We start from the raw sequence: 25,515 nt of genomic DNA, 5'->3' as shown, positions 1-25,515 counted from the left end.
TAGGGTTAACGGCATGACCGAACAACTTGCTGTTGCAGTGCTGGGCGCCCACGGGCGTATGGGAATTGAAGCCGTTAAGGCTGTTGACGCAGCCGAAGACATGAAGCTCGTAGCCGCTCTCGGCCGCGGCGATTCCCTGGAGAAACTGCTCGACGCCGGTGCGCAGTATGTTGTTGATCTGACCGTTCCGGACATCACGGAGACCAACGTCCGGTTCGCCGTGGAGCATGGCATCCATGCAGTTGTAGGCACCACTGGTTGGGATTCCCACCGGCTTGAGTCCTTGCGGAACCTCTTGGAGAACAAGCCGGAAACCGGTGTCCTCATTGCCCCCAACTTCGCCCTCGGATCGGTGCTCGCCTCGGCCTTCGCTGCGAAGGCGTCGCAATATTTCGAGTCCGTGGAAATCATCGAACTGCACCACCCCAACAAGGTGGATGCTCCATCCGGAACTGCAGTGCGGACGGCACAGCTGATAGCCGAAGCGCGTCAGGAAGCCGGCGTCCCGGCGAGCCCGGACGCCACTGAAACATCGTTGGACGGTGCGCGTGGTTGCGACGTGGACGGGGTTCGTGTCCACAGCGTACGCCTCCGTGGCTTGGTTGCTCATCAGGAAGTGCTTTTCGGAGGCCCAGGTGAGCAGCTGACACTGCGCCACGATTCGTTCGACCGCGCCTCCTTCATGCCCGGCGTCCTGCTTGGGCTTCGGAAAGTTGCAGCCAACCCCGGCCTCACCGTGGGCCTGGACGGCTACTTGGACTTGGGGCTCTAGGACCATGGGCGATTTCTGGACTTCTTTGAAGAAGAACCGCACCAAAATCTGGGTAGGTGCCATCACCCTGCTGTTGGTGCTTTACCTGGTGGTTTCCGTTCAGCGCTCGTTCCTCTTACTCGGCGACCCCAACTTGGTAGCCAAGGGGATCGGAGCGGCCTATCTGGTCCTGCCGGTGGTGGGCGCATGGGCACTCATCCGTGAGTTGCTTTTTGGTGCCCGTACCGAGCAGATGGCCAAGGTCCTGGAGGCCGAGGGCGGTTTGCCCGTGGATGACCTTCCGCGCACTCCGGGCGGGCGAATAGTCCGGGCTGCCGCTGACGCAGAGTTTGAGAAGTACCGTGCGGAGGCCGAGGCCGCTCCGGAGGACTGGCGCTCCTGGTTCCGCCTGAGCTGCGCCTACGATGCCTCAGGCGACCGCAAACGTGCCCGTGCGTCCATGCGTGATGCCGTGAAGCTCTTCCGCTCTCAACCCACTGCAGCAGGCCGGTGACTGCCCAGGCTTGATGCCGTGTGGGCTACCCATTCAAGTGGTCCACGGCGCCGGAGAACGGCGAAACAGACGCCAATGACAACCGCAGTGAGTGCTTGGGCCCAGTACATGCCTTCGTCCGTCCATCCCGAGGGCAACGGCTGGTTGGTGAACCCGGACACTACCCAAACGTGGGCTGAGTACAGGCTCAGGGTCATGGCCCCGGGGCCGCTCAGCAGGATCAGGAAGTTGACCTTGGTCCGCTCCGCCAGTGTGCCGAGCAGCAGGAACAAGCCGACCACTGCCGCCGCTACGCCACCGCTATGCAGCAGGTCCAGGCTGGTCCCGGCATGCGGGGCTGCCGTCGCCAGCCACCACCAGGAGCCGGTCTGTTCCAGGCCGGTGACATTGACCTGAAGCATGCTCTCCAACGGGTATCCCCGGGTGACCGGGAGGGATGACAATGCGGCCCGTCCGCCCCACGCCTCCATAGCCAGGATCCCGACGACTTTTGCCAAGCCGGCCACCGCGATGCCGCAAGTGAGCAACAGAACCTGAACCCTCGCCGTCGTCAGCGCCAACCGTCCGATCACCAGTCCGATCAGCAGGTACGAGATCCATTGGAAAACGGGGTAATACCCGGTGAAGAAGAGGTCGGCGAGGAGGCGTCCAGGCGTCCCGAAGTCCTCCCAGTTGGGGTTGTGACCCAACTTCAGGGGAGGGTTCGCGTCCAGGAGGAGAGGCCGTATCAGATACGCCAGCACCGGGGACAGCAGGACCCAGCCGAGCGCCCAGAAGCAGAGCGCCTTGAGCCGGAGGCCAAGGAACGGCAGGATGCACAGGAACAGCATGGCGTAGTGAACCAGGATTACGGCGACGTTGACGTCCAGGCCGCCCAGCATCAGTCCGACGACGGCGATCACCAAGGCGCGCATGGCAACTCCACCTCGTGCCGCCCACAGTTCCGTGCCGTTGCGGGGCTCCTGCTTGCCTGTACTGAGCGCCAACCCGATGCCGGCAAGTACGGCGAAGAGGGCGGCGGACCGACCTGAAAACACCAGCCCTACGAACGTCGGGTCCCACTGGGGGGAGGGGCCGAACGTGGGCATCAAGTGCGTGGCCATCATTCCCAACAAGGCCGCGCCCCTGGCAGCATCTATCCCCGTAAGCCGGGAGGAGATCGGTCGGCCGCCGGGTGCTTTTCGCATCGGGGCCGTCTCTTGCGAAGTCATGCAGCGATCGTCTCATAAGCCGCTGTGCGGCAACTGTGATGTGACACAACCCCTTGTATTCGAATATATGTTCGAATAGCATTGCCGCATGAACGATGTTCCAAAGCCGCCGGAAGGCCTTCAAGGGCCCATGAAGGCGATGAGCCCCGGCGTGGTCGATTTCCTCTTCAGGCAGCTTGTGGCCGGTGAGCCTCCGGAAGACACCCAATGGCGCCGCGAGGGTACTGTCCTTGCTGAGCAGGTACCGGGTGCCGAACTCGCCCGCCGGCTATCCGAGACGGACCTGGCATCGTTGACGCCCCTTGAGCTGTTCGATTATGTCCGTGCCTCGCAGCGCCTGGTGGCTTGGGCTGAACAACTCAAGGAGCGGGCCGTGGCGCACTACTGTGCGGAGGAGCCCGCGCGGACGCCGAAGCCCGCGTGATAATCGCCGAATAGGATGGCGGGTGAGTAATCCACCGCCGGTGAATGAGGACCATCACGCGGGACCCATTCTTCCAACCAGCCTGTCACAGGGTAACGTTTTTCGTATGTCTGACTTGCGCGCCCACGTTCCCGCCCTTGGTACCCTGCTGACCGCTATGGTCACCCCGTTCACTGAGGACGGCAAGGTGGACTACGACCAAGCCGCGGCGCTGGCGGAAAAGCTCGTTCAGGATGGTTGCGATGGACTCGTGGTCACCGGTACCACTGGAGAGACCTCAACCCTCACCGACGATGAGAACCTCGGCATGTTCCGGGCTGTCAAAGAGGCCGTCGGCGGCAAGGCTGCCATCATTGCCGGGACCGGCACCAACGACACCGCCCATTCCGTGCACCTCTCGCAGCGTGCGGCAGAACTGGGCGTCGATGGTCTGCTGATCGTCACCCCGTACTACAACAAGCCCAGCCAGGCAGGCGTTCGTGCGCACTTCGAGACGATTGCGTCGGCCACGGACCTTCCCGTTATGCTCTACGACATTCCGGGCCGTTCCTCCATTGCGATCGCTCCCGAAACCATGATCGCGCTTGCGAAGCACCAGAACATCGTGGCCGTCAAGGACGCCAAAGCGGACTTCGCTGCCGCCACATGCGTCATGGCTGAGACGGACCTGCTCTTCTACTCCGGTGATGACGGATTGACGCTGCAGTGGATGGCGCTCGGCGCCGTCGGGCTGGTGGGTGTTACCACCCACGTCGCAACACGCCGCTTCCGTGAGCTGATCGACGCCGTCAACGCCAGCGACCTCGCCAAGGCAAGGGCCATTAACTTTGAACTGGAACCCGTCATCCGTGCAACCATGACGCGGGTCCAAGGCGCAGTAGCCGCCAAGCAGATTCTCAAGTGGCAGGGAGTCCTGCCCAACTCGGTTGTCCGTTTGCCCCTCGTGGAGCCGGACGCGGCCGAGATCGAAATCATCCGCGGGGATTTGGCGGAAGCCGGAATGGACTTTGACGTCCAGGACGGTTCCGCCGGAAAGTAGCAAAACATGACCCAAACCGCCCTTCCCGGACTGGTTACTCCGCCGAAACTGCCGAAAGGCACGCTGCGGATTGTCCCGCTCGGTGGACTGGGAGAGATTGGCCGCAACATGGCGGTCTTCGAAATCGACGGCAAACTGCTGGTGGTTGACTGTGGCGTGCTCTTCCCCGAGGAGACCCAGCCCGGCGTCGACTTGATCCTGCCTGATTTCTCCTACATTGAGGACCGCCTGCAGGACATCGTAGGCGTCGTGCTGACCCACGGCCACGAGGACCACATCGGTGCTGTTCCCTATCTTCTGCGCCTCAAGGCCGACATCCCCCTGATCGGATCCCAGCTGACCCTTGCCCTGGTGGAAGCCAAGCTTCAAGAACACCGGATCAAGCCGTACACGCTGACAGTGACTGAGGGGCAGGTTGAGCAGTTCGGCCCGTTCGAGTGCGAGTTCGTGGCAGTTAACCACTCCATCCCGGACGCGTTGGCAGTTTTCATCCGCACAGAGGGTGGAAACGTCCTCCATACGGGCGACTTCAAGATGGATCAGTTGCCGCTGGATGGTCGTATCACAGACCTCCGGCACTTTGCCCGCTTGGGCGAAGAAGGCGTGGACCTGTTCATGGCAGACTCCACCAACGCGGACGTACCGGGCTTTACCACTGCCGAGAAGGAAATTGGTCCCACCCTGGACCGCTTGTTCGGACAGGCCAGGAAGCGCATCATCGTAGCCTCCTTCTCGTCCCACGTGCACCGTGTCCAGCAAGTCCTGGATGCCGCAGCCAAGCATGGCCGCAAGGTGGCGTTCGTCGGCCGTTCCATGGTCCGTAATATGGCCATCGCAGCCAAGCTCGGCTACCTCGATGTCCCGGAGGGCATCTTGGTGGACATCAAGAACATCGACAACATGCCGGATGACCGCGTGGTTCTCATGTCCACCGGCTCGCAGGGCGAGCCGATGGCTGCGCTCTCCCGCATGGCCAACGGCGACCACCGTGTGATCGTGGGCAAGGGCGATACCGTGATCCTTGCCTCAAGCCTCATCCCGGGCAACGAGAACGCCGTTTTCCGTATCATCAACGGCCTCCTCAAACTCGGTGCCGATGTGATCCACAAGGGCACTGCGAAGGTCCACGTGTCCGGGCACGCAGCCGCCGGTGAACTGCTCTATTGCTACAACATCCTCGAGCCCCTCAATGCCATGCCGGTTCACGGTGAAACCCGCCACCTGATTGCCAACGGCAACATCGCGCTGGAATCGGGCGTTCCGTCCGAGGGCATCATCCTCAGCGACAACGGCACAGTCATCGACCTCAAGGACCACAAAGCGAATGTGGTCGGACAGGTGGAAGTCGGTTTCGTCTATGTAGATGGTTCCAGCGTGGGCGAAATTACCGATGCCGACCTCAAGGATCGTCGCGTCCTGGGGGATGAGGGCTTCATTTCCGTCATCACGGTCATCAGCCGCACCACCGGCAAGATCGTGTCCGGCCCGGAGATCCACGCCCGTGGCGTGGCCGAGGATGATTCCGTCTTTGACGAGATCATTCCCAAGATCAACGCCGCGCTCGAAGAAGCTGTGCTTAACCACACGGATCACACCAACCACCAGTTGCAGCAGGTGGTCCGCAGGATCATCGGCACGTGGGTGAATCGCAAGCTTCGCCGCCGCCCCATGATTATCCCGGTAGTCCTGGAAGCGTAGCCAGCCAGCAACATGCATGCCCAAGGGGGCCTGAAATCCGCGGATTTCAGGCCCCCTTGGGGTAGCGTGGCACTTATGGCGACCCGTACTACCTCCACGCCACGAGGCAGCTCCAGCAGTAAATCCGGCGGCACAGGCCGGAGCACAGCCGCATCCAAAACCAGCGGAGCTGCTTCGAAAAGCAGCGCAGCCGCGAGCAAAACCGGGCGTGGCAGCACTGCCCGTACCAAGCAAGCGGCCGCCGTCGAGCCCCACGCTCCGCTGCCGCTGCGAATGCTCTCAGGTTTCTGGCAGGGGATCGGCCATGTAGTAGGCGCCGGGGTCCGCCGAATCGGTTATGACGTCAGCGATCTGGACCCCGACGACCGCCGGGATGGCGCAGCCCTCTTCAATTTGGTGTTGGGCATAGCGATCGCCACCTTCGCCTGGTGGGGTCTGACCGGCTGGCTGCCTGACATGGTCTACAGCGTGGTCAACGGCACGTTCGGGTGGATGTCCCTGATCCTGCCCCTCATGCTGTTCGTCTGTGCCTTCAGGCTTTTCCGGAAGCCACAGGACGGCCGGGGGAACAACCGCGTGGGCATCGGCTTCATGATCATGACACTGGCGGGTTCGGGCCTGGCACATGTCATTGGCGGCCTGCCCACCGTTGCAGATGGCTTCGACGGCTTGCGCAAGGCGGGCGGAATGCTGGGCTTCCTCGCAGCTGCGCCTTTGGCCGCAATCCACGTGGCTGTCCCCGTTGTCCTTTACGGGCTGTTGGCCTTCGTGTCCGTGTTGATCGTAACGGCCACGCCGTTTGGTGCCATTCCGTCCCGGATCAGGGGCGCTTATGAACACCTCATGGGCGTTGACCTTATGGACGAGTCCGGCAAGGACGCGCATGACCGCAGCTACCTTTACGAGAATGACGCTGCCGCCAAGCCGAAGAAGAAGAAGCGTATGCGCTTCTTCGGTAAGGACGAGGAAGCAGATACGAGCTTGGAAGGTTACGTCGGGGACGAGGCTTTCGAGCACGCAATAGTCGACGACGACGAAACTCCTGGTGCGTCCGCACCGCGCGTTCCGCCGGGCGTACGTCGTCCAACGCAGGCAGAGATCGCCGTCGGGAAGATCAAGGCCGCCCAAGGCCTGGGCGCCACGCCCGGGATCGAGAACCCCACCGAAGCCATTCCGATTCTTACTCCGGAGATGACCGCACCCGCGGCTCCCGTAGCCCAGGTTCCGGCGAAGCCTGCAGGTGCGCCGCTCCCACAAACGCCCATCCCGCAGCGCACGGAACAACTGTCCCTTGCAGGCGATGTCACCTACACGTTGCCGGCATCGGACTACCTGACGCCCGGCTCCATTCCGAAGGAGCGCACCGAGGCCAATGACGCCGTCGTCGCTGCACTGACGGACACCCTCACACAGTTCAACGTAGAAGCGGCGGTGACGGGCTTCAGCCGCGGTCCCACGGTGACGCGTTATGAGATCGAGCTGTCTCCGGGTACCAAGGTGGAGCGCGTCACCGCCCTGTCCAAGAACATCTCTTATGCCGTGGCGTCCAGCGATGTGCGCATCCTGAGCCCGATTCCAGGCAAGTCCGCCATCGGCATCGAGATCCCCAACACTGACCGCGAGACCGTGTCACTGGGCGATGTGCTGCGCAGCCAGAACGCACGCCGGACCGACCATCCCATGGTCATGGGCGTCGGCAAGGACGTTGAGGGTGGCTACGTGGTGGCCAACCTCGCCAAGATGCCCCACTTGCTTGTTGCCGGTGCCACCGGTGCTGGTAAGTCGAGCTTCGTGAACTCCATGATCACCTCCATCCTGATGCGCGCTACGCCGGATGAAGTGCGCATGGTCATGGTGGACCCCAAGCGCGTGGAACTCACGGCTTACGAGGGCGTTCCGCACCTCATCACCCCCATCATCACCAACCCCAAGAAGGCCGCCGAGGCCCTGCAATGGGTGGTCCGCGAGATGGATGCCCGCTATGACGACCTCGCCAATTACGGCTATAAGCACATTGACGACTTCAATAAGGCAGTAAGGGCGGGCAAGGTTGTGCCGCCGGTGGACTCCAAACGCGTCATCAAGCCCTACCCATATCTGCTGGTAATCGTCGATGAGCTCGCTGACCTCATGATGGTTGCCCCGCGGGACGTTGAAGACTCGATTGTCCGCATCACGCAGCTCGCACGTGCCGCCGGCATCCACTTGGTGCTTGCAACACAGCGCCCGTCCGTGGACGTCGTGACTGGCTTGATCAAGGCCAACGTTCCATCGCGTATGGCGTTCGCTACGTCGTCCGTTACGGACTCCCGTGTTGTGCTTGACCAGCCTGGCGCCGAGAAACTCATTGGACAAGGTGACGCCCTGTTCCTTCCCATGGGTGCTTCCAAAGCGATGCGTGTCCAGGGTGCCTGGGTTACTGAATCCGAGATCCATAAGGTTGTGGAGCACGTCAAGGGACAGCTGCAGGCCGTCTACCGTGACGACGTCGCTGCGGAGGCGCCCAAGAAGCAGATCGATGACGACATCGGAGACGATCTCGAGGTCCTGCTTCAGGCAACAGAGCTTGTGGTCACCACGCAATTCGGCTCAACGTCCATGCTCCAGCGAAAGCTTCGTGTCGGCTTTGCCAAGGCCGGCCGACTCATGGACCTCCTCGAGTCCCGTGGCGTTGTTGGTCCGTCGGAAGGCTCCAAGGCGCGCGACGTCCTGGTCAAGCCCGATGACCTCGCCGCGGTGCTTGCGGCGATGAAGGGCCAGGAGTCACCCGCGGCGCCGGACGCGCACACGGCGGCCCTGAGCGATAACGCGAACTCGAACATCGCCGTCGGAGGCTATGCCGAAGACCTTGTCCAGACGGACCTGGACAACCGGACGCAGGCCATCGAATACTACGACGGCGCCGATGGCCCGAACGACGACGAAGAGGGAGGCGAGGACGCCTGGTCGCTGACGGGGCGTTAGCCCAAAGAAGGTAGCCTTGTGGGGTGACTACAGCCGAGGGTGATAACGCGACTTCCAGCAGCTCCGACGTCTGGAACCTACCCAATATCCTCACGATGCTCCGGATCGTCCTCGTTCCATTCTTCGTTTGGTTCCTGGTGGCGGACGACGGCGAGTACGGGATTTGGCGTTGGGCGGCCGTTGTGGCCTTTGCCGTCGCTATTTATACGGACAAGCTCGACGGCGACATCGCACGGGCGCGGGGCCTGATCACCAATTTCGGCAAGATTGCCGATCCCATCGCCGACAAGCTGCTGATCGGTTCCGCGCTGGTTCTCCTGTCCATCCTGGGTGAGCTGCCTTGGTGGGTCACAGTCCTCATCCTGGTCCGGGAGTGGGGGATTACCGCTCTTCGGTTCGTTGTTATCAGGTACGGCGTCATGCCGGCTTCCCGCGGTGGCAAGCTGAAAACAGTAGTCCAGACCGTGGCCATTTTCCTTTACATACTGCCGCTGAAGGCGATCGCTCCCTGGCTGGGCGACGTCGCCTTCTGGGTCATGATGGTGGCCCTTGCCATCACCCTGTGGACCGGCGTCGAATATGTCATCCAAGCGTTGAAGCTTCGCGCGGCCGGGCGGCGTGCATGACGCTCAATGACGGCGCATCAGCCGCTGTGCAAACGTCGACGGCGGCGGTCGCCATTGCTCTTGGGAACAAGCTGACCGTGGCTACGGCTGAGTCACTAACCGCAGGGATGGTAGCGGCAACGCTGGCGAACACACCGGGAGCATCCGGGATGCTTCAAGGCGGCGTGGTTGCCTACCAGAACTCAGTGAAGGCTGGTGTTCTGGGGGTGTCGCAGGAGCTGCTTGCCGAGGTCGGGTCCGTTGACGGTCGGGTGGCCGAGGCCATGGCTGACGGCGCCCGGCGCGTCTGTGGCGCCGATCTTGGAATTTCCACCACGGGTGTGGCCGGACCCGAGCCCCATGACGGCAAAGCAGTAGGAACCGTATTCATAGGAATTGCGGGCAAATCCGGAACCGAAGCGTTTGAGTACAGTTTTTCGGGGGACAGACAGTCCATCAGGGAGCAGGCCTGCGAGGCCGCCTTGGCGCGTCTGCTTGCTGCACTGAGTGACGTTGGTTACCGTTCGTAAAGTAGTCGGGAACAAAAACTGATTGCCAATAGTTGTGTCATTGTGTCGCTTCGGAAGAGCCGGGGCGCCTAGGATGTAAAAACCAACCCGGTCCGCCAGCCAGCGAACCGGATGAATGAGGGAGCAAGGCGATACAGATGGTAAAGCAGCCCGTATCCGTGAACGGCGTTGTCCGCTGGAAGGATGTGGGCTTGGCTGATCAGGCACAGAGCGAACAGAAGGAGCGCAAAATGGTTGTACTACGCCACGAGATCGGTGATGTACTGCGCGATGTCCGCCAGCGTCAGGGCCGTACCCTCCGCGAGGTTTCGCACAGCGCCCGCGTCTCACTTGGTTACTTGAGTGAAGTTGAACGCGGCCAGAAGGAGGCTTCTTCCGAGCTCCTGTCCTCTATCTGCACAGCCCTGGATGTTCCGTTGTCCCACATGCTTCGCGAAGTCAGCGACCGCGTGGCCGTCGCAGAAGGCGTTGCAGTTCCCGACACTGTTCCGCAGGAATTCTCCCAGCGTTACGGTCGCGATCTGGACCTCACGGACGATTTCCCGCAAGGAATGCTCTCCGGAGCGAGGTAAGTGTTCCACCAAAGTTATGGAAAAGGTCCCCAGCCTCAGGCTGGGGACCTTTTTCGTTGAGTTTGGGGGTGTTGGTTGAGGCAGGTCCTGCTCAAACGCCAGCGGGCTTGTCCTCGATGTCGATTTCCGGTTCTTTCACGCTGAGTACGCCGTCGCCGTAAATGGCGTTGAGGCGCCCCATGTAGTCAGCGAGCGTCTGGACATCCTCAAGGGGCCACTCGCCAAGTCGTTCACGGAAGACTTGCCGGCGGGCATCTTGAACCTGGTGCATCTTCTCTTCGCCCTTATCCGTCAAACGGATGGACTGAGCCCTGCCGTCCTGGGGATCCGCTTCCTTGTAAACGAGGCCGATGCTCTCCAGGAAGGCGATCTGGCGGCTCACGGAAGGCTTGCCCACACCGATGCAGGTGGCTAAGTCGGTGAGACGGATAGGACCTTCCCTGCGGATGACCGTGAGAAGCCCATAGGCGGCTGGTTCCATGTCCGGATGTACCTGGCGTGACAACTGATGCGAGATGGAACGGGCGCGGCGCCAGAGCAGGCTCAGCTGGTGTTCCACCTGCTGGAGGGCGTCGTCCACGGCGTCGCCTGGCACGGCCGGACCTGGCGTGCTCTGGAGAGGATTGCTCATGGCAACCATTCTAGAGTCCGGCGCCATGAGAGACTCTATCCGTGAGGGCAAGTGACTTTTGGCGATTAATGGACGACGAATTCGGGGCAGGCTACTCCCGGGTCCTGGCCAACTCCCTGGTACTCGCCGGCGTTGGTGGGCGAACTGCCGTAGAGGCTTTGGCCTCCGGCTATCAACCTCGCGAAGTCTGGTTGGCCGTGTGCGAGGTCCAGGACGTTCCTCCCGAGCGAAGGCTTGGCAGGGACATCAAACCGGCTTCCAGCTGACGTCCGGCACGTCGTGGTTACTGCCCTGCGGGTTGGGACACGCCGGAACATTGTTCGAATATCTGTTCGGATGGGGATATGCTCCTGTGAGAGGAAAATTGATCTCGAAGGACGCATTCCAGAGCTTCCGGCAGCCCGGGTTATCCACATAGCCAGTGCCGGCTACTAAAAATGTCAGAGCACCGTAATAGCGTCAGACATGACAGGAAAGCGGCCTTTCGGGCCACTCCACAGCGAGAAAGCATCAGAGGTGTGAACCATGGCGGCAACCCCGGATCGTGAAAAGGCGCTCGAAGCAGCGCTTGCCCAGATCGACAAGCAGTTCGGCAAAGGCTCCATCATGCGCCTGGGTGATGACACCCGCGCTCCAATTGAGGTCATTCCCACCGGCTCCATTGCCTTGGACGTCGCCCTTGGCATTGGCGGCCTTCCCCGGGGTCGTGTGGTGGAAATCTACGGTCCGGAATCCTCGGGTAAGACCACAGTGGCACTTCATGCTGTAGCCAATGCGCAGCGCGCAGGCGGCATCGCAGCGTTTATTGACGCCGAGCACGCACTTGACCCGGACTACGCCGCCAAGCTTGGCGTGGACACGGATGCACTCTTGGTGTCCCAGCCGGACACCGGTGAGCAGGCATTGGAGATCATGGACATGCTGGTGGGCTCCGGCTCGCTGGACATCGTGGTCATTGACTCCGTGGCTGCACTGGTACCCCGCGCCGAAATCGAAGGCGAAATGGGCGACTCCCACGTTGGCCTGCAGGCTCGACTCATGAGCCAGGCCTTGCGTAAGATCACAGGCCGCCTGAGTCAAACCAAGACCACCGCCATCTTCATCAACCAGTTGCGTGAAAAGATCGGCGTGTTCTTCGGATCCCCGGAAACCACCACCGGTGGTAAGGCCCTGAAGTTCTACGCCTCAGTGCGAATCGACGTTCGTCGCATCCAGACCCTCAAGGAAGGTGCTGACTCCGTCGGTAACCGCACGAAGGCAAAGATCGTCAAGAACAAGATGGCTCCGCCCTTCAAGATCGCCGAATTCGACATCATCTATGGTCAGGGCATCTCCCGCGAGGGAGGCATCATTGACATGGGTGTGGAGCACGGCATCATCAAGAAGTCCGGCTCGTGGTTCACATACGACGGCGATCAACTGGGTCAGGGCATGGAGAACTCGCGTCGATTCCTGCGTGACAACCCTGAGCTCGCCCAGGAACTGGAGCGCCTGATCAAGGAAAAGCTTGGCGTGGGCGTTGTAAAGACTGAAGAAGATTCCCCGAAGCTGAAGGCCGTTGACGGCTAGGAGAGGGCCGGATCCGGATTCTTCCGTTGCGGCCGATCCCGAGCCTGATCCCGAATCCGTGGCGCGCGCCATCGTCCTGAGGCAGTTGACGATGGCGCCGCGGAGCCGGCTGCAACTGTCCCGGAAACTCGCTGAGCGGAACGTTCCCGAGGACGTGGCGGAGGCAGTTCTGGACCGCTTCGAAGAAGTTCAGCTGATCGATGATGCTGAATTTGCGAGGATGTGGGTCCGCAGCCGATCCCAGAGCAAGAAGCTCGCCAAGGGCGCGATTCGTCGGGAACTGGCAGACAAGGGCATAGAGCTGGATGCGGCCGAGGAAGCCCTATCGCAGCTCAGCGACCAAGACGAAGAACTGGCTGCCCGGGAGCTCGTTCAGCGCAAGCTGCGGCCCAGCATGGATCTGTCGGATCGGGCCGAGCGGGACAAGTACACCCGCCGGCTCGCATCAATGCTGGCACGAAAGGGGTACGCCCCCTCCATGGCGTTCAGGATCGTCGGTGAGGTGCTGGCAGAAGCCGGTACCCTTGAGTAGTGAGTTTGACCATTCCCTCCCTAACAGCTGCCGCCACTCCTTCTGCCGAGCCCAGGACCTATCAGGTTCGGACTTTCGGCTGCCAGATGAACGTCCATGATTCAGAGCGCATGGCGGGGCTCCTTGAAGAAGCCGGTTACGTGCCCGCTGACGGTGACGTTGCCGACGTCGTGGTTTTCAACACGTGCGCTGTGCGGGAGAACGCAGACAACAAACTTTATGGAAACCTTGGCCAGCTTCGGCAGGTCAAGGAAGCAAACCCCGGAATGCAGATTGCCGTCGGTGGTTGCCTGGCCCAGAAGGACCGCGAAACCATTGTGAAGAAGGCGCCGTGGGTTGACGCTGTGTTCGGAACGCATAACGTGGGAGCCCTGCCAGCCCTGCTGAACCGCGCCCGGCACAACAATGAGGCGCAACTCGAGATTCTCGAATCCTTGGATGTGTTCCCGTCAACGCTCCCCACCAAGCGCGAATCTGTGTATGCAGGGTGGGTGTCAATCTCTGTGGGTTGCAACAACACCTGCACCTTCTGCATCGTGCCCTCGCTTCGTGGCAAGGAGAAAGACCGGCGACCCGGGGAGATTCTGGCAGAAATCCAGGCGCTCGTGGATGACGGGGCCGTGGAAGTCACGTTGCTCGGCCAGAATGTGAATTCGTACGGTGTGGAATTCGGTGACCGACAAGCGTTCTCCAAACTCCTGCGGGCGTGCGGTGAAATCGAAGGTCTGGAACGTGTTCGTTTTACCAGCCCCCACCCCGCCGCATTTACGGACGATGTCATTGACGCCATGGCCGAAACACACAACGCCATGCCCCAGTTGCACATGCCGCTGCAGTCCGGTTCGGACAAGGTGCTGAAAGACATGCGCCGTTCGTACCGTTCCAGCAAATTCCTGGGGATCCTGGACAAAGTGCGGGAACGCATCCCGAACGCTGCCATCACTACCGACATCATCGTTGGCTTCCCCGGCGAAACCGAGGAAGATTTCCAGGCCACCCTGGATGTCGTGGAGAAGTCGCGGTTCGCCTCCGCCTTCACGTTCCAGTACTCCAAGCGGCCCGGCACGCCGGCTGCAGACCTTCCAGAGCAACTCCCCAAGGCTGTGGTGCAGGAGCGCTACGAACGCCTCACAGCGCTGCAGGACCGTATTGCCGCAGAAGAGAACTCCAAGCAGCTGGGGCGAAAAGTGGAAGTCCTGGTCACAGCCCAGTCAGGACGGAAAGCCGGCGAAACGCACCGGTTGTCCGGCCGTTCCAAGGACCAAAGGCTGGTGCACTTCTCTGTGCCGGCGGGAGCTGAGACTCCGCGGCCGGGTGACTTCGTCACTGTGACTATTACTGAGGCCGCTGCCTTCCACCTGGTAGCTGATCCGGCAACAGTGGAGGATTACCTTTTGCGCCGCTCCCGTGCCGGCGATGCCTGGGATCGTTCGCAGGCTGATTCTTGCGGGGTCCCGGCAGCAGGATCGGTGTCGGGCAAGACGGGTGTGTCATTGGGCATGCCATCCTTGCCTGTTCGCCGCGCCTAGGCCCGTGAGCCAAGATCGCATGTCGTTCTCCAGTCCGGAACCTCCTCAGCCTGTCATTGCCGTAGTTGGTCCCACAGGTTCCGGTAAGTCGGATCTGGGCGTCAACCTTGCTCTGGCTTTGAACGGCGAGGTGATCAACGCTGACGCCTTGCAGTTCTACCGTGGCATGGATATAGGAACTGCCAAGATCACCGTGGAAGAGCGCAGGGGTGTCCCGCACCATCTGCTGGACACCATGGACGTCACGCAGGAAGCCAGTGTGGCCGATTTCCAAAATGAATGCCGCGCAGCCATCCACGACATTCGCTCGCGGGGCAAGCGCGCCATCCTTGTGGGCGGATCCGGGCTGTATGTTCGGGCGGCGCTGGACGTGCTGGAATTCCCGGGCACTGATGCAGTGCTCCGCAGGCGTCTGGAAGAAGAGTTTGAAACCAAGGGGCTGGGGCCGTTGCGAGCCCGCCTTGAGGAAGTCGATCCCGTCTCAGCTGCCCGCCTTGGAGACGCACGACGCGTGATCCGGGCTTTGGAAGTGCACGGTCTCACGGGCCGCCCTTTCAGCTCGTTCATGCCGCAGCGTGAGTATTTCCAGCCGGCGCTTCAGATTGGCTTGGAGGTGGATCGGGAGCAGCTGAGGGAACGTCTGGCAGTGAGGGTGCATCGGATGGTGGATGCAGGGCTCCAGCAGGAAGTTGAACGACTCGACGCCGTTGGGTTGCGGAGTGGCAAGACAGCTTCGCGCGCTTTGGGGTATGCCCAATTCCTGCAAGTTCTGGACGGCGAACTGACTGAGGATGCTGCCGTTGAGGAAACCATCGTGGCTACCAGGCAGTTTGCACGGCGCCAGCTGACATGGTTTCGGGCGGATCCAAGAATCACTTGGCTCGACTGGCAGGATCCGGAGCTTGTGGCTAAGGCAGTCAATGCGGTCAATGCGGCTAATACGGCCAGTGCAGCCTCGACCTAACCGCTGCAATTTCGGGCCAAACAGGCGTGGCAGGTAGCCTAGATCCATGGATGAAACCGCCGCAGTTCCCGCCCCGCAGCCCGCAACTGCCGGTGCTCCAGTGCCACCTTCCAGCCTCGCTGGCTTGGAGTTCTCCAAGGGGCACGGAACGGGCAATGACTTTGTCCTCATCGCTGATCCCGGTGACGCCCATGAAATCACGGCCGAGCAGGTGGCACAGTTGTGCGACCGTCATGTGGGCCTCGGGGGTGACGGCCTCATCCGGGCGGTTCCTTCCCGCTTTCTCCCGGAAGGTCGTGTCGCCCTTGAGCAGGATCCCGAAGCAGAGTGGTTCATGGATTACCGCAATGGAGATGGTTCGCTCTCCGAGATGTGCGGCAATGGCGTACGCGTTTTCGTCCATTTCCTGATTGCGGAGGGCCTGGTGGACCTGGGCCCCGGTCAGACTCTCACCATCGGCACTCGTGGCGGCGTCAAAAAGGTTGTAAGGACAGTCAACGGCTATGCGGTGGACATGGGCCCATGGGAGTTCATTTTCCCCAAGGAAGCCACCAGCAAGGCCATGGATGCACTGGTAAGTGCCGACGGCCTGGAAGTGGCCCGGCCCGGCTTGTCTGTCAGCATGGGCAATCCCCACACGGTAGTTGCCCTTGCGGAGCTCAGTGAGCTTTCAGCCACACAGTTGTTCAAGGCACCTGTGGTGGATCCCAAGCCCGCAAATGGAACCAACGTGGAGTTTGTGGTTCCCGCGGAGCCACTGGTGGAAGACGGCGTAGGAACCATCACCATGCGTGTTCACGAGCGTGGAGTGGGGGAGACACAATCCTGCGGCACAGGCGCCTGCGCCGCCGCCGTCGCGATTCGTCACTGGGCGGGTGATACGGCTCCCAACGACTGGCACGTCAAGGTACCGGGCGGCGTCGTCAGTGTGAAGTTCTTCCCAGGTGCAGGCGGCCGCGAGCATGTAGAACTCAGCGGCCCGGCCGTCATCGTAGCTACTGGGACGCTTTCCTGATACGGATGATCCTGAACGTTTTGGCCGTGCTTTCACGGGAGACCGTGTAGGAGCTGTCCAGTTCGTTGGCGAGCCATCTCTGTAAGGAGTCTGAGCCCAGGTTCTTCTGAACAACCAACCAGGCGTTACCGCCCGGTGCCAGCCGAGGCAGCCACGTCAGCAGCAGCGTATGGAGTTCGTCCTTGCCGATGCGAATGGGCGGGTTGGACCAGATGGTGTCGAACTCGACGGCGGGGTCTACCTCGTGCGGAAGGCTGGCAGTGACGTTGGTGAGGCCGAGCGCCGCCGCATTCTCGTTGGTCAGCGTGATGCAGCGCTCATTCACATCCACGGCATGGACGTGGGCATGTGGTGCCATCAGCCCTAAGGTGAGGGCAATTGGACCCCAGCCGCAGCCGATGTCCAGGAGGTGACCCTTCGGTGAAGGCGGTGGAACCTCGGAGAAAAGTACCGCCGTCCCCTTATCCACGCCGTCGGGACTGAAGATGCCCGACGAGGTCTGCAGTTGGCGTGTGGCTCCTGCGAGCTCCACAGTGAGTGGCTTGCGGGTGAATGGTCCGGCCGGTTGGGCCGTGAAATAGTGTGCAGACTCCATAATTTGCCAGATTAGTTGGCTATCGTCGGCTTGGGAAACCGCCTCCTTCCGCAGCGGGTTTGACAATGGCTGCTAAAGTAGAACGCATGTTCTTGATCTTCGAGTAACCAGCCCACAAACGCCCGAGTCATCAGGCGTTTGACGGTACCGCCCGCGACGCAGGCCCGCTTGGCATTTCAGCCCGGCCGGCCTTTCCGCCCGGCAGGTCCCCTCTGGCTCAGTCCGGCAACTCCTGTATTCGGAGCCGGACGCTCTGAAGATTCCGCCCCACACCCGAGTGGATGGCTATATCCACTGGCTAAACCCGTAGGGCAAGCAGAGCATCTTCACGTTGGCCAAAGGACCCTCCCCGCGGAGTCAATCACGCCACATCCCAGCAGCCCCTGCCTCCGAAAGGCACCGACTGCCCAGCACATAGGAGGCCCTTTTGGCCGATGCCCGTCAGCCGAGCGCGAATAGCGCCCCATCGAGCACCAAAGCGCACTATTCTGGAATTGCCGAACAGTCTAAGGAGACCATGACCACCCAGAAGCACTCCGGATCCGATTCCGACGCCCAGGACATGAGTCCTGAACAAATCCAGGCCGTCATCGACCGGATTCTTTCCAAGGATGTACCTGCGCAGGCATCCGACGACAACGACGCGAACAGCGTGTTCGGCAAGGCGCAGGCGATTTCCACGCTGGACCAGGAACACAGCATCTACGACGGCGACCAGGAAGATTTGGCTGAACGCCGCGCCCTTCGCCGTACCGCAGGACTGTCCACCGAACTTGAAGACGTCACTGAGGTCGAATACCGGCAGTTGCGCCTTGAGCGCGTTGTACTGGCCGGTCTGTGGACTGAGGGGACTCTCGCAGACGCCGAGAACTCCCTCCGCGAGCTGGCGGCACTTGCAGAGACGGCCGGATCCGAGGTTTTGGACGGTTTGGTTCAGCGCCGGCAGAAGCCGGACCCCGGGACCTTCCTTGGTTCCGGTAAGGCCCAGGAGCTCAAGGACATCGTCGCCGCCACGGGCGCAGATACCGTGGTGGTGGACACTGAGCTCGCGCCTTCGCAACGACGCGGCCTTGAGGACATTGTGAAGGTCAAGGTAGTTGACCGCACCACGCTGATCCTGGATATCTTTGCCCAGCACGCCAAGAGCCGCGAAGGCAAGGCGCAGGTGGAGCTCGCACAACTCGAGTACCTGCTCCCGAGGCTTCGTGGTTGGGGCGACTCCATGTCCCGCCAGGCCGGTGGCCAGGTGGGTGGAGCAGGGGCTGGAATGGGCTCGCGTGGTCCTGGTGAAACAAAGATCGAACTTGATCGGCGCCGGATCCGCACCCGCATGGCCAAGTTGCGTCGCGAAATCGCGGCGATGAAGCCTGCGCGTGAGACCAAGCGTGCCAACCGCCGTCGTAATGCGGTTCCGTCTGTTGCGATCGCCGGGTACACAAACGCTGGAAAGTCGTCCCTGCTCAACCGTTTGACTGACGCAGGTGTCTTGGTGGAGAACGCCCTGTTCGCCACCCTGGACCCCACAGTCCGGAAGGCGCAAACCCCGGACGGCATCGGCTATACCCTCGCGGATACCGTTGGGTTCGTTCGTTCACTCCCAACCCAGCTCATTGAAGCTTTCCGGTCAACGCTGGAGGAAGTTGCGGATGCGGACCTGATCCTCCATGTGGTGGATGCATCCCATCCCGACCCCGAGGGCCAGATTGCAGCGGTAAGGGCCGTTTTCACCGAGGTGGATGCCCGCAAGGTTCCCGAGATCATCGTCCTCAACAAGGTGGATGTCGCGGATCCCTTCGTGGTGGAGCGCCTCAAGCAGAAAGAACCCCGCCATGCTGTTGTATCCACCCGCACGGGCCAGGGCATCGCGGAACTGCTGGAAGACATCAGCCGGTCCATTCCCCGGCCTGGCGTGCGCCTTGAACTGCTCATTCCCTACGATCGGGGGGAAATGATCAACAAGCTGCACAATTCCGACTCGGAAATCCTCAGCCTTGAGCATGAGGAGAACGGGACCCGCGTAGTTGTCATGGTGCGCGAAGGCCTGGCCGCCGAACTGGAGTCGTTCGTCAGTAATGGTTGAGAAGGTGGCGGCGGACGCCGTCGAATCGGTGGGGGAGAAGACCACCCTCGAGCTGTTGGATCGGGCTGTTGCCGGAATGGGCGGACAAAGCCGTGCCGGCCAGCACGAAATGGCCAAGCATGTTACCCGGGCCATCGAGACCGGGGAGCATCTGCTGGTCCAGGCGGGAACGGGAACAGGTAAGTCGTTGGCTTACCTGATTCCGTTGATCGCCCATTCCATGGACAGCGATAAACCGACTCTTGTGTCCACCGCCACCCTGGCACTCCAGACGCAAATTGTTGGCCGGGACCTTCCCCGGCTGCTGGAGACCCTCAACCCTGCCCTTGAGCGCCCGGTCAATGTGGCGCTGGTCAAGGGCAGGGCAAATTACGTGTGCCTGCAGAAGCTGGAAGGCGGGTTCCCCAGCGAAGAGCCCTCCGAAGGGCAGCTGTTCTCCCTGGGCGAGGACACCAGCGTGCCCCACTTTGCTGCCTCCATGGGCGGTCCGCAATCCCAGCTTGGTAAGGAAGTGGTCCGCCTCCGGGAATGGGCGGAGAAGACCGCTACCGGAGACCGTGACGAACTCATGCCCGGCGTCACGGACCGGGCCTGGCGGCAGGTGTCCGTGACGTCCATGGAGTGTTTGGGCGCGCAGAAGTGCCCTATGGCAGAAGAGTGCTTCAGTGAGCTGGCGCGCTCCAGGGCTGGTGAGGCTGACGTCGTGGTCACCAATCACGCCATGTTGGCAGTCAGCGCCTTTGAAGGCCTGGCCGTGTTGCCTGAGTATGACGTCGTGGTGGTTGATGAAGCGCACGAGCTTCAAGACCGCGTGACCGGCGCCGTTTCAGGCCAGTTGTCGGTGGCCATGGTTCACGCTGCGGCATCAAGTGCCCGCAAGCACACAGCCATCACAGTGGACGCACTCAACGCTGCAGCGGAGCGGCTGGATATGGCCATCGCCGGCGTACCCAACGGGCTGTTGCCTAATGGCCTTAACGACGAACAGCTCGATTGCCTGGACCAGTTGCGGGAGGCCACGCGCGCTGCGCTCTCGGATTCGAAGACGGATTCATCAAATGCAGTCGACGGCGGACGGCAGCTGGCGCGTTCACGGCTCATGCTGATTCTGGAATTGTGCGAACGGATGCTGGCAGCCAAGGAGAACCGCGAAGTGGTCTGGTTCTCCCGGAACAGCACGTTCGACCCCCAGCAGGGCTATTCGCAACCTGATGAGACTGCCCCGGCCTTGATCAACATCGCCCCGCTCAGCGTTGCCGGACGGCTTCGCGAAGGCCTTTTTGCCGGCCACACCGTGGTGCTGACCTCCGCCACGCTGGCCATCGGCTCGGCTTTCGAACCGGCAGCAGGTGGCCTCGGCCTCATCGGTGACGGCGCCCCAAGCTGGACCGGGATCGATGTGGGTTCGCCCTTTGATTATCCCAAACAGGGTGTCCTGTATGTGGCGAAGCACCTCCCGAAACCCGGTCGTGGTACTTCGCCCGAGGCGCTCGACGAGTTGGAAGACCTCATCCGTGCCTCCGGCGGGGGAGCCTTGTGTTTGTTCTCCTCACGGCGTGCGGCCGAAGAAGCAGCCGACGCCATGCGGCTCCGGCTGGACGTGGATATCCTCTGCCAAGGCGAATCCACCATGGCGGCCCTCGTGAAGCAGTTCGCGGATGAGCCTGACACATGCCTCTTCGGGACCATGTCACTGTGGCAGGGCGTAGATGTTCCGGGTGGCTCGTGCCGCTTGGTGGTCATTGACCGCATTCCCTTCCCGCGGCCCGATGATCCCCTCATGACTGCGCGCTCACGTGCAGTGGCGCAATCAGGTGGAAATGGCTTTATGGCCGTATCGGCTACGCATGCTGCCATCCGACTGGCACAGGGTGCTGGCCGCCTGATCCGTTCAACAGGAGACAAAGGAGTAGTTGCAGTGCTCGATTCGCGGCTCTCGACGGAACGCTACGGAGGCTTCCTGCGTGCCGCCCTGCCGCCGTTCTGGGCAACGACGGACCGGGCAGTGGTCCGTGGCGTCCTGGAGCGCCTGGGCTCGGCTAAAGCCCCGTAGGGCGCCTAAAGGGAGCGCAGTACCGAAACTACCTTGCCCATGATGGTGGCTTGATCGCCCAAAATGGGTTCGTACTGCGTGTTCTGCGGAAGCAGCCACGTATGGCCATCCCGCTGACGGAAGGTCTTTACGGTTGCTTCGTCATCCAGCAGGGCTGCCACGATGTCGCCGTTGATGGCGTCATTCTGGCGGCGGACCACAACCCAGTCACCGTCACAGATGGCGGCGTCAATCATGGAATCGCCAGCCACCTTCAGCATGAACAATTCGCCATGCCCCACGAGCTGGCGGGGGAGCGCCAGCACGTCTTCCACCGTCTGGTCAGCCAGGATCGGTCCGCCGGCCGCGATCCGGCCCACCAGCGGAACCATGGCGGTATCACTGGCACTGGCCAGCTCTGTTACGGCAAGGCCCCCCGCGCTGCGAAGGGTGGTGGGCGCTTCCACGCCCGGAATGGTGCCACCATCAAGGGTCAGCGGCATCAGGACTTCCATGGCGCGGGGACGCTTGGGATCCCTGCGGAGGTAGCCAAGCTTCTCCAATTGGGACAACTGATGAGTGACGCTCGACAAACTGGCCAGACCCACGGTGTCACCGATCTCGCGCATGCTGGGCGGGTATCCATTGTCGTTGACCGACCGTTGGATGGTCTCCAGAATCTTTTTCTGCCGGACAGTCAGGCTCTTGGGACTCTTCTGAGGCTGCTGGCTCCGCAGGGGTGCCCCGCCGCCTGTGGCTTTCGCTGCCATGTTCGCCAATGCCTTTCCATTCCGCCCGAGGCGAGCCCCGGGTTGTCGGGTCTGCAAAAAATGTCAGACCCTCCTGTTCCACTGAAACAGTGCTGTTTCTTCACTCAAACGTAGGGCAGGCACAGGCGTTTATCAAACATTTGTTCTAGCGAGTCTCGACACCGTTCGTTGATAAGTGCTAAAAATGTCATAGCAAGGTTCGAATATGTGTTCTATAAACCTGGCGCTGGGGCTGGATGTTCGAACAGAGTGTTCGAACATCCGGGATCAGGAGAGGGGAACACAAGAATTGGCCGACAGGCACCGGGCACCCGGAACCTGGCAATAGCTCAGAAGGGCTCAGCTCATGTCCGCAATCACTACGTTCGCTGAATTCCGCACCACTCAGGCGCCCGCTCGCCTGCGTCTGACCCGGCGGGGACGGATTGTCTTCTTCGGCATCCCGGCAATGCTGTTGGTGGCGGCGCTGCTGACCCTCGCCGGTTTTATCAACTCCCCGGCCAAGGCGTCGGACTCCCAGTCCCAATTGCGTCCGCCCGTCGCAGTCACTGTCACCGTCCAGCCGGGGCAATCCCTCTGGGGCATCGCCGGCGCCGCCGCTCCGGAGCGGGACCCGCGTGATGTCATCGCGGAGATCATCCAGCTGAACGACCTCCGCGGCGGCCGCATTCTGCCCGGCCAGCAGCTGTTCGTCCCTGCAAACTGAGTCGTCCACCATCCGCAGGAACCGATCGCCCGGCGTCACAGTTAGTCGGCAGTCCCGGCCGCCCCTTAAACTGTGTTGGTGAGTGACCAGCTTGAGCGACTTGACCGACTTCCCCTCCGGACCAACCTGCGTGGACTGAGCCCTTATGGCGCACCGCAGCTTGACGTCCCCATCCTGCTCAATGTCAACGAAAACACCCATGGCGTCCCGGCGGATGTCCAAGCCGCCATCACCGAGGCTGTCGCCGCTGCGGCCACAGGACTGAACCGCTATCCGGATCGTGAGTTTACTGAACTACGTGAAGCCTTGGCCGAGTACCTTGGCCACGGTCTTTCTCCGGACAACATCTGGGCCGCCAACGGATCCAATGAAGTCCTGCAGCAAATCCTCCAGGCATTTGGTGGACCGGGACGCAAGGCGCTCGGTTTCCCGCCCACGTACTCCATGTACCCTCTCCTGGCTAGTGGCACGGACACAGAGTATGTCGGCGGTGTGCGTGCTGACGACTACGGGCTGGACGCCGAATCGGCCGCCGCGCAGGTTCGCGAAACGGGTGCCAACATCGTGTTCCTGTGCTCACCGAACAACCCAACCGGTACTGGGTTGAGCTTGGACGTTGTTGAGGCCGTCTACGAGGCCGGCGAAGCGAGCCAAGCCATTGTGATCGTGGACGAGGCTTATCACGAGTTCGCGCACGACAATACTCCGAGCGCTTTGACGTTGTTGCCCGGACGTGAACGGTTGATCGTCTCGCGCACCATGAGCAAAGCGTTCGCCCTGGCAGGTGCCCGGCTCGGCTACATGGCGGCAGCTCCGGAAGTCACAGACGCCATCAGGCTGGTCCGCCTTCCGTACCACCTGTCTGCCGTCACGCAGGCAACGGCCCTGGCTGCGCTCAACCACCGCGAAGCCCTTATGGCCGACGTCGAGGACATTAAGGTGCAACGCGACCGGATTGTGACTGAGTTGCTGCGTATGGGCCTCAAGCCCGCGGCGTCCGACTCCAACTACGTCTTCTTTGGCGGGCTCGAGGAGCCGCACAAAATTTGGCAAGGCCTGCTCGATGCCGGTGTGCTGATTCGCGACGTCGGCATCCCCGGACACTTGCGTGTCACTGCCGGAACCGAACCGGAAACCACCGCCTTCCTTGAGGCTTTGGAGGCACTGCTGGACGACGCCCCGCCACCGCACGCCTAAACTTGTTCATAGACCCAACCCATCCTCCGTGTATAAGGACGTCCCAATGAGCGAAACCGGCGCCACGCCGACCGCTGCCCGCACCGCGCGCATGGAGCGCACCACCAGCGAGTCTTCAGTCCTGGTGGAGATCAACTTGGACGGTTCCGGTGTCTCGGACATCAGTACCTCGGTTCCGTTCTATGACCACATGCTGACGGCTCTGTGCAAGCACTCCCTGATCGACATGACCGTGAAGGCCACTGGCGATATCCACATTGATGCGCACCACACGGTTGAAGATGTCGCCATCACCTTTGGCGAGGTCCTGCGGACGGCACTGGGCAACAAGGCCGGCATCCGTCGCTTCGGTGAAGCAACGGTTCCTTTGGACGAAGCCTTGGCGCACGCCGTCGTTGATGTTTCCGGACGTCCCTACCTGGTGCATGGCGGTGAGCCGGCCGGGCAGGAGTACCACCTGATCGGTGGACACTTCACGGGCTCGTTGACACGCCACGTGTTTGAAGCCATCACGCTGCACGCCGGAATCTGCCTGCACATGAATGTCCTGGCCGGCCGGGACCCGCACCACATCGTCGAGGCCCAGTTCAAGGCCTTTGCACGCGCGCTGCGCGCAGCCGTGGAGTCCGATCCCCGTGTTGAGGGCATCCCGTCCACCAAGGGGGCATTATGAGCGGGCAGTTTCTGAAGAATGGAGCGGTGGCTGACGCTACTGCATCCGTGAAGCCGGAGTCGCCGGAAGGCAAGCCCACCGTAACTGTGCTGGACTACGGATCGGGCAACGTACGGTCCGCTGTCCGTGCACTGGAGCGCGCTGGCGCCCACGTGGTTCTGAGCTCCAAGCCTGAGGATGTGCTCAACGCTGACGGACTGGTGGTGCCCGGCGTGGGTGCCTACGAGACGGTGATGAAGGAGCTCAAGTCCGTGGATGCCATCCGCATGATCGGACGCCGGGTTGCTGGTGGCCGCCCTGTGCTGGCCATCTGCGTCGGCTTGCAGGTCCTCTTCGAAGCCGGTGTAGAGCACGGCACCGAATCCGAGGGTATGGCCGAGTGGCCGGGCAAGGTTGAACTCCTTCCCGCTCCCGTGGTGCCGCACATGGGCTGGAACACCGTGGACGTACCGGAGGGCTCCAAGCTGTTCGCCGGCGTCGAACAGGAACGTTTCTACTTTGTGCACTCCTACGGTGTGCAGGAGTGGAACTTCGACGTCGTTCAGCCCCGCATGGCTCCTCCCATGGTCACTTGGTCCGAACACGGTGCACGCTTCATTGCTGCTGTCGAGAACGGCCCGCTCTGCGCTACGCAATTCCACCCGGAGAAGTCAGGCGATGCCGGAGCCCGGCTCCTGCGAAACTGGGTGGACAGCCTCCGTAAGCCCGCTCCGGAAGCATCCGGAAGCGATACCGCCTAGATGTGGGGGTCGGTATTGCTGATGGCCCTCGCCGGCCTGCTGATAGGTGGGGGTATCTCCTTCCACCAGCAGAAAAAACCGCGCTGGGTTTCCATTTGTTTCTATGTGCTGGCCGGGATGTCCCTGCTGGCCGCCTATCTCCTGACGCTGGGTAACTGAACCAGTCGCTCAATA

The 25,515-nt window shown here is 61.7% G+C and carries 26 protein-coding genes; 22 read left to right on the top strand and 4 right to left on the bottom strand.

The window, feature by feature from the left end; all coding sequences use genetic code 11:
- Positions 1 to 13 precede the first annotated feature (13 nt).
- Positions 14 to 772, top strand: coding sequence for a 4-hydroxy-tetrahydrodipicolinate reductase (gene dapB, locus M1D89_RS15480; protein ID WP_498644792.1), 759 nt, complete (start codon positions 14 to 16; stop codon positions 770 to 772).
- A gap of 4 nt (positions 773 to 776) precedes the next feature.
- Positions 777 to 1,265, top strand: a complete 489-nt coding sequence (locus M1D89_RS15475; RefSeq protein WP_498644790.1) for a hypothetical protein — start codon at positions 777 to 779, stop codon at positions 1,263 to 1,265.
- Here M1D89_RS15475 and M1D89_RS15470 read toward each other — a convergent pair.
- Positions 1,241 to 2,476 (bottom strand): heparan-alpha-glucosaminide N-acetyltransferase domain-containing protein, encoded by a 1,236-nt coding sequence (locus M1D89_RS15470; protein ID WP_498644788.1) that lies wholly within the window; start codon positions 2,474 to 2,476, stop codon positions 1,241 to 1,243. The genes M1D89_RS15475 and M1D89_RS15470 overlap by 25 nt on opposite strands.
- Positions 2,477 to 2,564: 88 nt before the next feature.
- Here M1D89_RS15470 and M1D89_RS15465 point away from each other — a divergent pair, with 88 nt between their 5' ends.
- The 7 genes from M1D89_RS15465 to M1D89_RS15435 all read left to right on the top strand — a co-directional run bounded on the left by M1D89_RS15465 (position 2,565) and on the right by M1D89_RS15435 (position 10,308).
- The gene (locus tag M1D89_RS15465; protein ID WP_498644786.1) at positions 2,565 to 2,900 is read left to right on the top strand and encodes a hypothetical protein; all 336 of its coding nucleotides are present in this window, start codon (positions 2,565 to 2,567) and stop codon (positions 2,898 to 2,900) included.
- A gap of 106 nt (positions 2,901 to 3,006) precedes the next feature.
- On the top strand, positions 3,007 to 3,939 hold the full coding sequence (gene dapA, locus M1D89_RS15460; protein WP_498644784.1) for a 4-hydroxy-tetrahydrodipicolinate synthase: 933 nt from the start codon (positions 3,007 to 3,009) through the stop codon (positions 3,937 to 3,939).
- Positions 3,940 to 3,945: 6 nt separating this feature from the next.
- Positions 3,946 to 5,637: a ribonuclease J gene (locus M1D89_RS15455; protein WP_091466481.1), complete on the top strand. Its 1,692-nt coding sequence runs from the start codon at positions 3,946 to 3,948 to the stop codon at positions 5,635 to 5,637.
- A 75-nt stretch (positions 5,638 to 5,712) separates the two neighbouring features.
- On the top strand, positions 5,713 to 8,601 hold the full coding sequence (locus tag M1D89_RS15450) for an FtsK/SpoIIIE family DNA translocase (protein WP_498644782.1): 2,889 nt from the start codon (positions 5,713 to 5,715) through the stop codon (positions 8,599 to 8,601).
- A 23-nt stretch (positions 8,602 to 8,624) separates the two neighbouring features.
- Positions 8,625 to 9,227, top strand: coding sequence for a CDP-diacylglycerol--glycerol-3-phosphate 3-phosphatidyltransferase (gene pgsA / locus M1D89_RS15445; protein WP_498644780.1), 603 nt, complete (start codon positions 8,625 to 8,627; stop codon positions 9,225 to 9,227).
- Complete coding sequence (locus tag M1D89_RS15440) at positions 9,224 to 9,736, top strand: CinA family protein (protein ID WP_498644778.1); 513 nt, start codon at positions 9,224 to 9,226, stop codon at positions 9,734 to 9,736. The genes pgsA and M1D89_RS15440 overlap by 4 nt, the downstream gene beginning before the upstream one ends.
- 137 nt (positions 9,737 to 9,873) lie before the next feature.
- Positions 9,874 to 10,308, top strand: coding sequence for a helix-turn-helix domain-containing protein (locus tag M1D89_RS15435; RefSeq protein WP_014921288.1), 435 nt, complete (start codon positions 9,874 to 9,876; stop codon positions 10,306 to 10,308).
- Positions 10,309 to 10,399: 91 nt separating this feature from the next.
- On the opposite strand, the gene M1D89_RS15430 is transcribed toward M1D89_RS15435, so the two are convergent.
- On the bottom strand, positions 10,400 to 10,939 hold the full coding sequence (locus M1D89_RS15430; RefSeq protein ID WP_498644776.1) for a MarR family winged helix-turn-helix transcriptional regulator: 540 nt from the start codon (positions 10,937 to 10,939) through the stop codon (positions 10,400 to 10,402).
- A 41-nt stretch (positions 10,940 to 10,980) separates the two neighbouring features.
- Here M1D89_RS15430 and M1D89_RS15425 point away from each other — a divergent pair, with 41 nt between their 5' ends.
- The 6 genes from M1D89_RS15425 to dapF all read left to right on the top strand — a co-directional run bounded on the left by M1D89_RS15425 (position 10,981) and on the right by dapF (position 16,548).
- Positions 10,981 to 11,205, top strand: a complete 225-nt coding sequence (locus tag M1D89_RS15425) for a DUF3046 domain-containing protein (RefSeq protein ID WP_419203352.1) — start codon at positions 10,981 to 10,983, stop codon at positions 11,203 to 11,205.
- A 259-nt stretch (positions 11,206 to 11,464) separates the two neighbouring features.
- A complete protein-coding gene (recA, locus tag M1D89_RS15420; protein WP_011774305.1) occupies positions 11,465 to 12,508 on the top strand; it encodes a recombinase RecA in 1,044 nt (347 codons plus the stop codon).
- Positions 12,498 to 13,040 carry a regulatory protein RecX gene (locus M1D89_RS15415; RefSeq protein ID WP_498644773.1) on the top strand — a complete coding sequence of 181 codons (543 nt, stop codon included), beginning with the start codon at positions 12,498 to 12,500 and terminating at the stop codon, positions 13,038 to 13,040. The genes recA and M1D89_RS15415 overlap by 11 nt, the downstream gene beginning before the upstream one ends.
- Entirely contained in the window at positions 13,040 to 14,569 is a 1,530-nt protein-coding gene (gene miaB / locus M1D89_RS15410; protein ID WP_498644771.1) for a tRNA (N6-isopentenyl adenosine(37)-C2)-methylthiotransferase MiaB, read from the top strand. Before M1D89_RS15415 ends, miaB begins: the two co-directional genes overlap by 1 nt.
- A gap of 19 nt (positions 14,570 to 14,588) precedes the next feature.
- The gene (miaA, locus tag M1D89_RS15405; protein ID WP_498644769.1) at positions 14,589 to 15,533 is read left to right on the top strand and encodes a tRNA (adenosine(37)-N6)-dimethylallyltransferase MiaA; all 945 of its coding nucleotides are present in this window, start codon (positions 14,589 to 14,591) and stop codon (positions 15,531 to 15,533) included.
- Positions 15,534 to 15,579: 46 nt separating this feature from the next.
- Complete coding sequence (gene dapF / locus M1D89_RS15400; protein ID WP_498644767.1) at positions 15,580 to 16,548, top strand: diaminopimelate epimerase; 969 nt, start codon at positions 15,580 to 15,582, stop codon at positions 16,546 to 16,548.
- Here the strand turns inward: dapF and M1D89_RS15395 are convergent.
- Positions 16,529 to 17,143, bottom strand: a complete 615-nt coding sequence (locus tag M1D89_RS15395; RefSeq protein ID WP_498644765.1) for a class I SAM-dependent methyltransferase — start codon at positions 17,141 to 17,143, stop codon at positions 16,529 to 16,531. The two genes, dapF and M1D89_RS15395, sit on opposite strands and share 20 nt — an antisense overlap.
- Before the next feature lie 517 nt (positions 17,144 to 17,660).
- Here M1D89_RS15395 and hflX point away from each other — a divergent pair.
- Together hflX and M1D89_RS15385 are read left to right on the top strand one after the other, a co-directional pair.
- Positions 17,661 to 19,223 (top strand): GTPase HflX, encoded by a 1,563-nt coding sequence (gene hflX / locus M1D89_RS15390; RefSeq protein WP_498644763.1) that lies wholly within the window; start codon positions 17,661 to 17,663, stop codon positions 19,221 to 19,223.
- The gene (locus tag M1D89_RS15385) at positions 19,216 to 21,276 is read left to right on the top strand and encodes an ATP-dependent DNA helicase (protein WP_498644761.1); all 2,061 of its coding nucleotides are present in this window, start codon (positions 19,216 to 19,218) and stop codon (positions 21,274 to 21,276) included. Before hflX ends, M1D89_RS15385 begins: the two co-directional genes overlap by 8 nt.
- 5 nt (positions 21,277 to 21,281) lie before the next feature.
- Here M1D89_RS15385 and lexA read toward each other — a convergent pair whose 3' ends face one another.
- Entirely contained in the window at positions 21,282 to 22,025 is a 744-nt protein-coding gene (lexA, locus tag M1D89_RS15380) for a transcriptional repressor LexA (RefSeq protein WP_026005367.1), read from the bottom strand.
- Between the two features lie 346 nt (positions 22,026 to 22,371).
- On the opposite strand from lexA, the gene M1D89_RS15375 reads away from it, so the two are divergent.
- The 5 genes from M1D89_RS15375 to M1D89_RS15355 all read left to right on the top strand — a co-directional run bounded on the left by M1D89_RS15375 (position 22,372) and on the right by M1D89_RS15355 (position 25,500).
- Positions 22,372 to 22,731 (top strand): LysM peptidoglycan-binding domain-containing protein, encoded by a 360-nt coding sequence (locus tag M1D89_RS15375; protein ID WP_309073608.1) that lies wholly within the window; start codon positions 22,372 to 22,374, stop codon positions 22,729 to 22,731.
- A 78-nt stretch (positions 22,732 to 22,809) separates the two neighbouring features.
- Complete coding sequence (locus tag M1D89_RS15370; protein ID WP_498644758.1) at positions 22,810 to 23,928, top strand: histidinol-phosphate transaminase; 1,119 nt, start codon at positions 22,810 to 22,812, stop codon at positions 23,926 to 23,928.
- A gap of 46 nt (positions 23,929 to 23,974) precedes the next feature.
- Positions 23,975 to 24,601 carry an imidazoleglycerol-phosphate dehydratase HisB gene (gene hisB, locus M1D89_RS15365; RefSeq protein ID WP_498644756.1) on the top strand — a complete coding sequence of 209 codons (627 nt, stop codon included), beginning with the start codon at positions 23,975 to 23,977 and terminating at the stop codon, positions 24,599 to 24,601.
- Positions 24,598 to 25,341 (top strand): imidazole glycerol phosphate synthase subunit HisH, encoded by a 744-nt coding sequence (hisH, locus tag M1D89_RS15360; protein WP_091466507.1) that lies wholly within the window; start codon positions 24,598 to 24,600, stop codon positions 25,339 to 25,341. Before hisB ends, hisH begins: the two co-directional genes overlap by 4 nt.
- The gene (locus M1D89_RS15355; RefSeq protein WP_420180684.1) at positions 25,342 to 25,500 is read left to right on the top strand and encodes a CG2302 family histidine operon protein; all 159 of its coding nucleotides are present in this window, start codon (positions 25,342 to 25,344) and stop codon (positions 25,498 to 25,500) included.
- Positions 25,501 to 25,515: the final 15 nt, after the last annotated feature.

This window comes from Arthrobacter sp. D3-18 (assembly GCF_054408525.1).
Note: the sequence above shows the minus strand (reverse complement) of the source record. Positions and strands in the feature narration are given on the sequence as shown.

Excerpts from the sequence above, each read along its gene's own strand:
- dapB (WP_498644792.1), top strand. The coding sequence starts at position 14 with ATGACCGAACAACTTGCTGTTGCAGTGCTGGGCGCCCACGGGCGTATG.
- M1D89_RS15475 (WP_498644790.1), top strand. The coding sequence starts at position 777 with ATGGGCGATTTCTGGACTTCTTTGAAGAAGAACCGCACCAAAATCTGG.
- M1D89_RS15470 (WP_498644788.1), bottom strand. The coding sequence starts at position 2,476 with ATGACTTCGCAAGAGACGGCCCCGATGCGAAAAGCACCCGGCGGCCGA.
- M1D89_RS15465 (WP_498644786.1), top strand. The coding sequence starts at position 2,565 with ATGAACGATGTTCCAAAGCCGCCGGAAGGCCTTCAAGGGCCCATGAAG.
- dapA (WP_498644784.1), top strand. The coding sequence starts at position 3,007 with ATGTCTGACTTGCGCGCCCACGTTCCCGCCCTTGGTACCCTGCTGACC.
- M1D89_RS15455 (WP_091466481.1), top strand. The coding sequence starts at position 3,946 with ATGACCCAAACCGCCCTTCCCGGACTGGTTACTCCGCCGAAACTGCCG.
- M1D89_RS15450 (WP_498644782.1), top strand. The coding sequence starts at position 5,713 with ATGGCGACCCGTACTACCTCCACGCCACGAGGCAGCTCCAGCAGTAAA.
- M1D89_RS15440 (WP_498644778.1), top strand. The coding sequence starts at position 9,224 with ATGACGCTCAATGACGGCGCATCAGCCGCTGTGCAAACGTCGACGGCG.
- M1D89_RS15435 (WP_014921288.1), top strand. The coding sequence starts at position 9,874 with ATGGTAAAGCAGCCCGTATCCGTGAACGGCGTTGTCCGCTGGAAGGAT.
- M1D89_RS15430 (WP_498644776.1), bottom strand. The coding sequence starts at position 10,939 with ATGAGCAATCCTCTCCAGAGCACGCCAGGTCCGGCCGTGCCAGGCGAC.
- recA (WP_011774305.1), top strand. The coding sequence starts at position 11,465 with ATGGCGGCAACCCCGGATCGTGAAAAGGCGCTCGAAGCAGCGCTTGCC.
- miaA (WP_498644769.1), top strand. The coding sequence starts at position 14,589 with ATGTCGTTCTCCAGTCCGGAACCTCCTCAGCCTGTCATTGCCGTAGTT.
- dapF (WP_498644767.1), top strand. The coding sequence starts at position 15,580 with ATGGATGAAACCGCCGCAGTTCCCGCCCCGCAGCCCGCAACTGCCGGT.
- M1D89_RS15395 (WP_498644765.1), bottom strand. The coding sequence starts at position 17,143 with ATGGAGTCTGCACACTATTTCACGGCCCAACCGGCCGGACCATTCACC.
- hflX (WP_498644763.1), top strand. The coding sequence starts at position 17,661 with ATGACCACCCAGAAGCACTCCGGATCCGATTCCGACGCCCAGGACATG.
- M1D89_RS15385 (WP_498644761.1), top strand. The coding sequence starts at position 19,216 with ATGGTTGAGAAGGTGGCGGCGGACGCCGTCGAATCGGTGGGGGAGAAG.
- lexA (WP_026005367.1), bottom strand. The coding sequence starts at position 22,025 with ATGGCAGCGAAAGCCACAGGCGGCGGGGCACCCCTGCGGAGCCAGCAG.
- M1D89_RS15375 (WP_309073608.1), top strand. The coding sequence starts at position 22,372 with ATGTCCGCAATCACTACGTTCGCTGAATTCCGCACCACTCAGGCGCCC.
- hisB (WP_498644756.1), top strand. The coding sequence starts at position 23,975 with ATGAGCGAAACCGGCGCCACGCCGACCGCTGCCCGCACCGCGCGCATG.
- hisH (WP_091466507.1), top strand. The coding sequence starts at position 24,598 with ATGAGCGGGCAGTTTCTGAAGAATGGAGCGGTGGCTGACGCTACTGCA.
- M1D89_RS15355 (WP_420180684.1), top strand. The coding sequence starts at position 25,342 with ATGTGGGGGTCGGTATTGCTGATGGCCCTCGCCGGCCTGCTGATAGGT.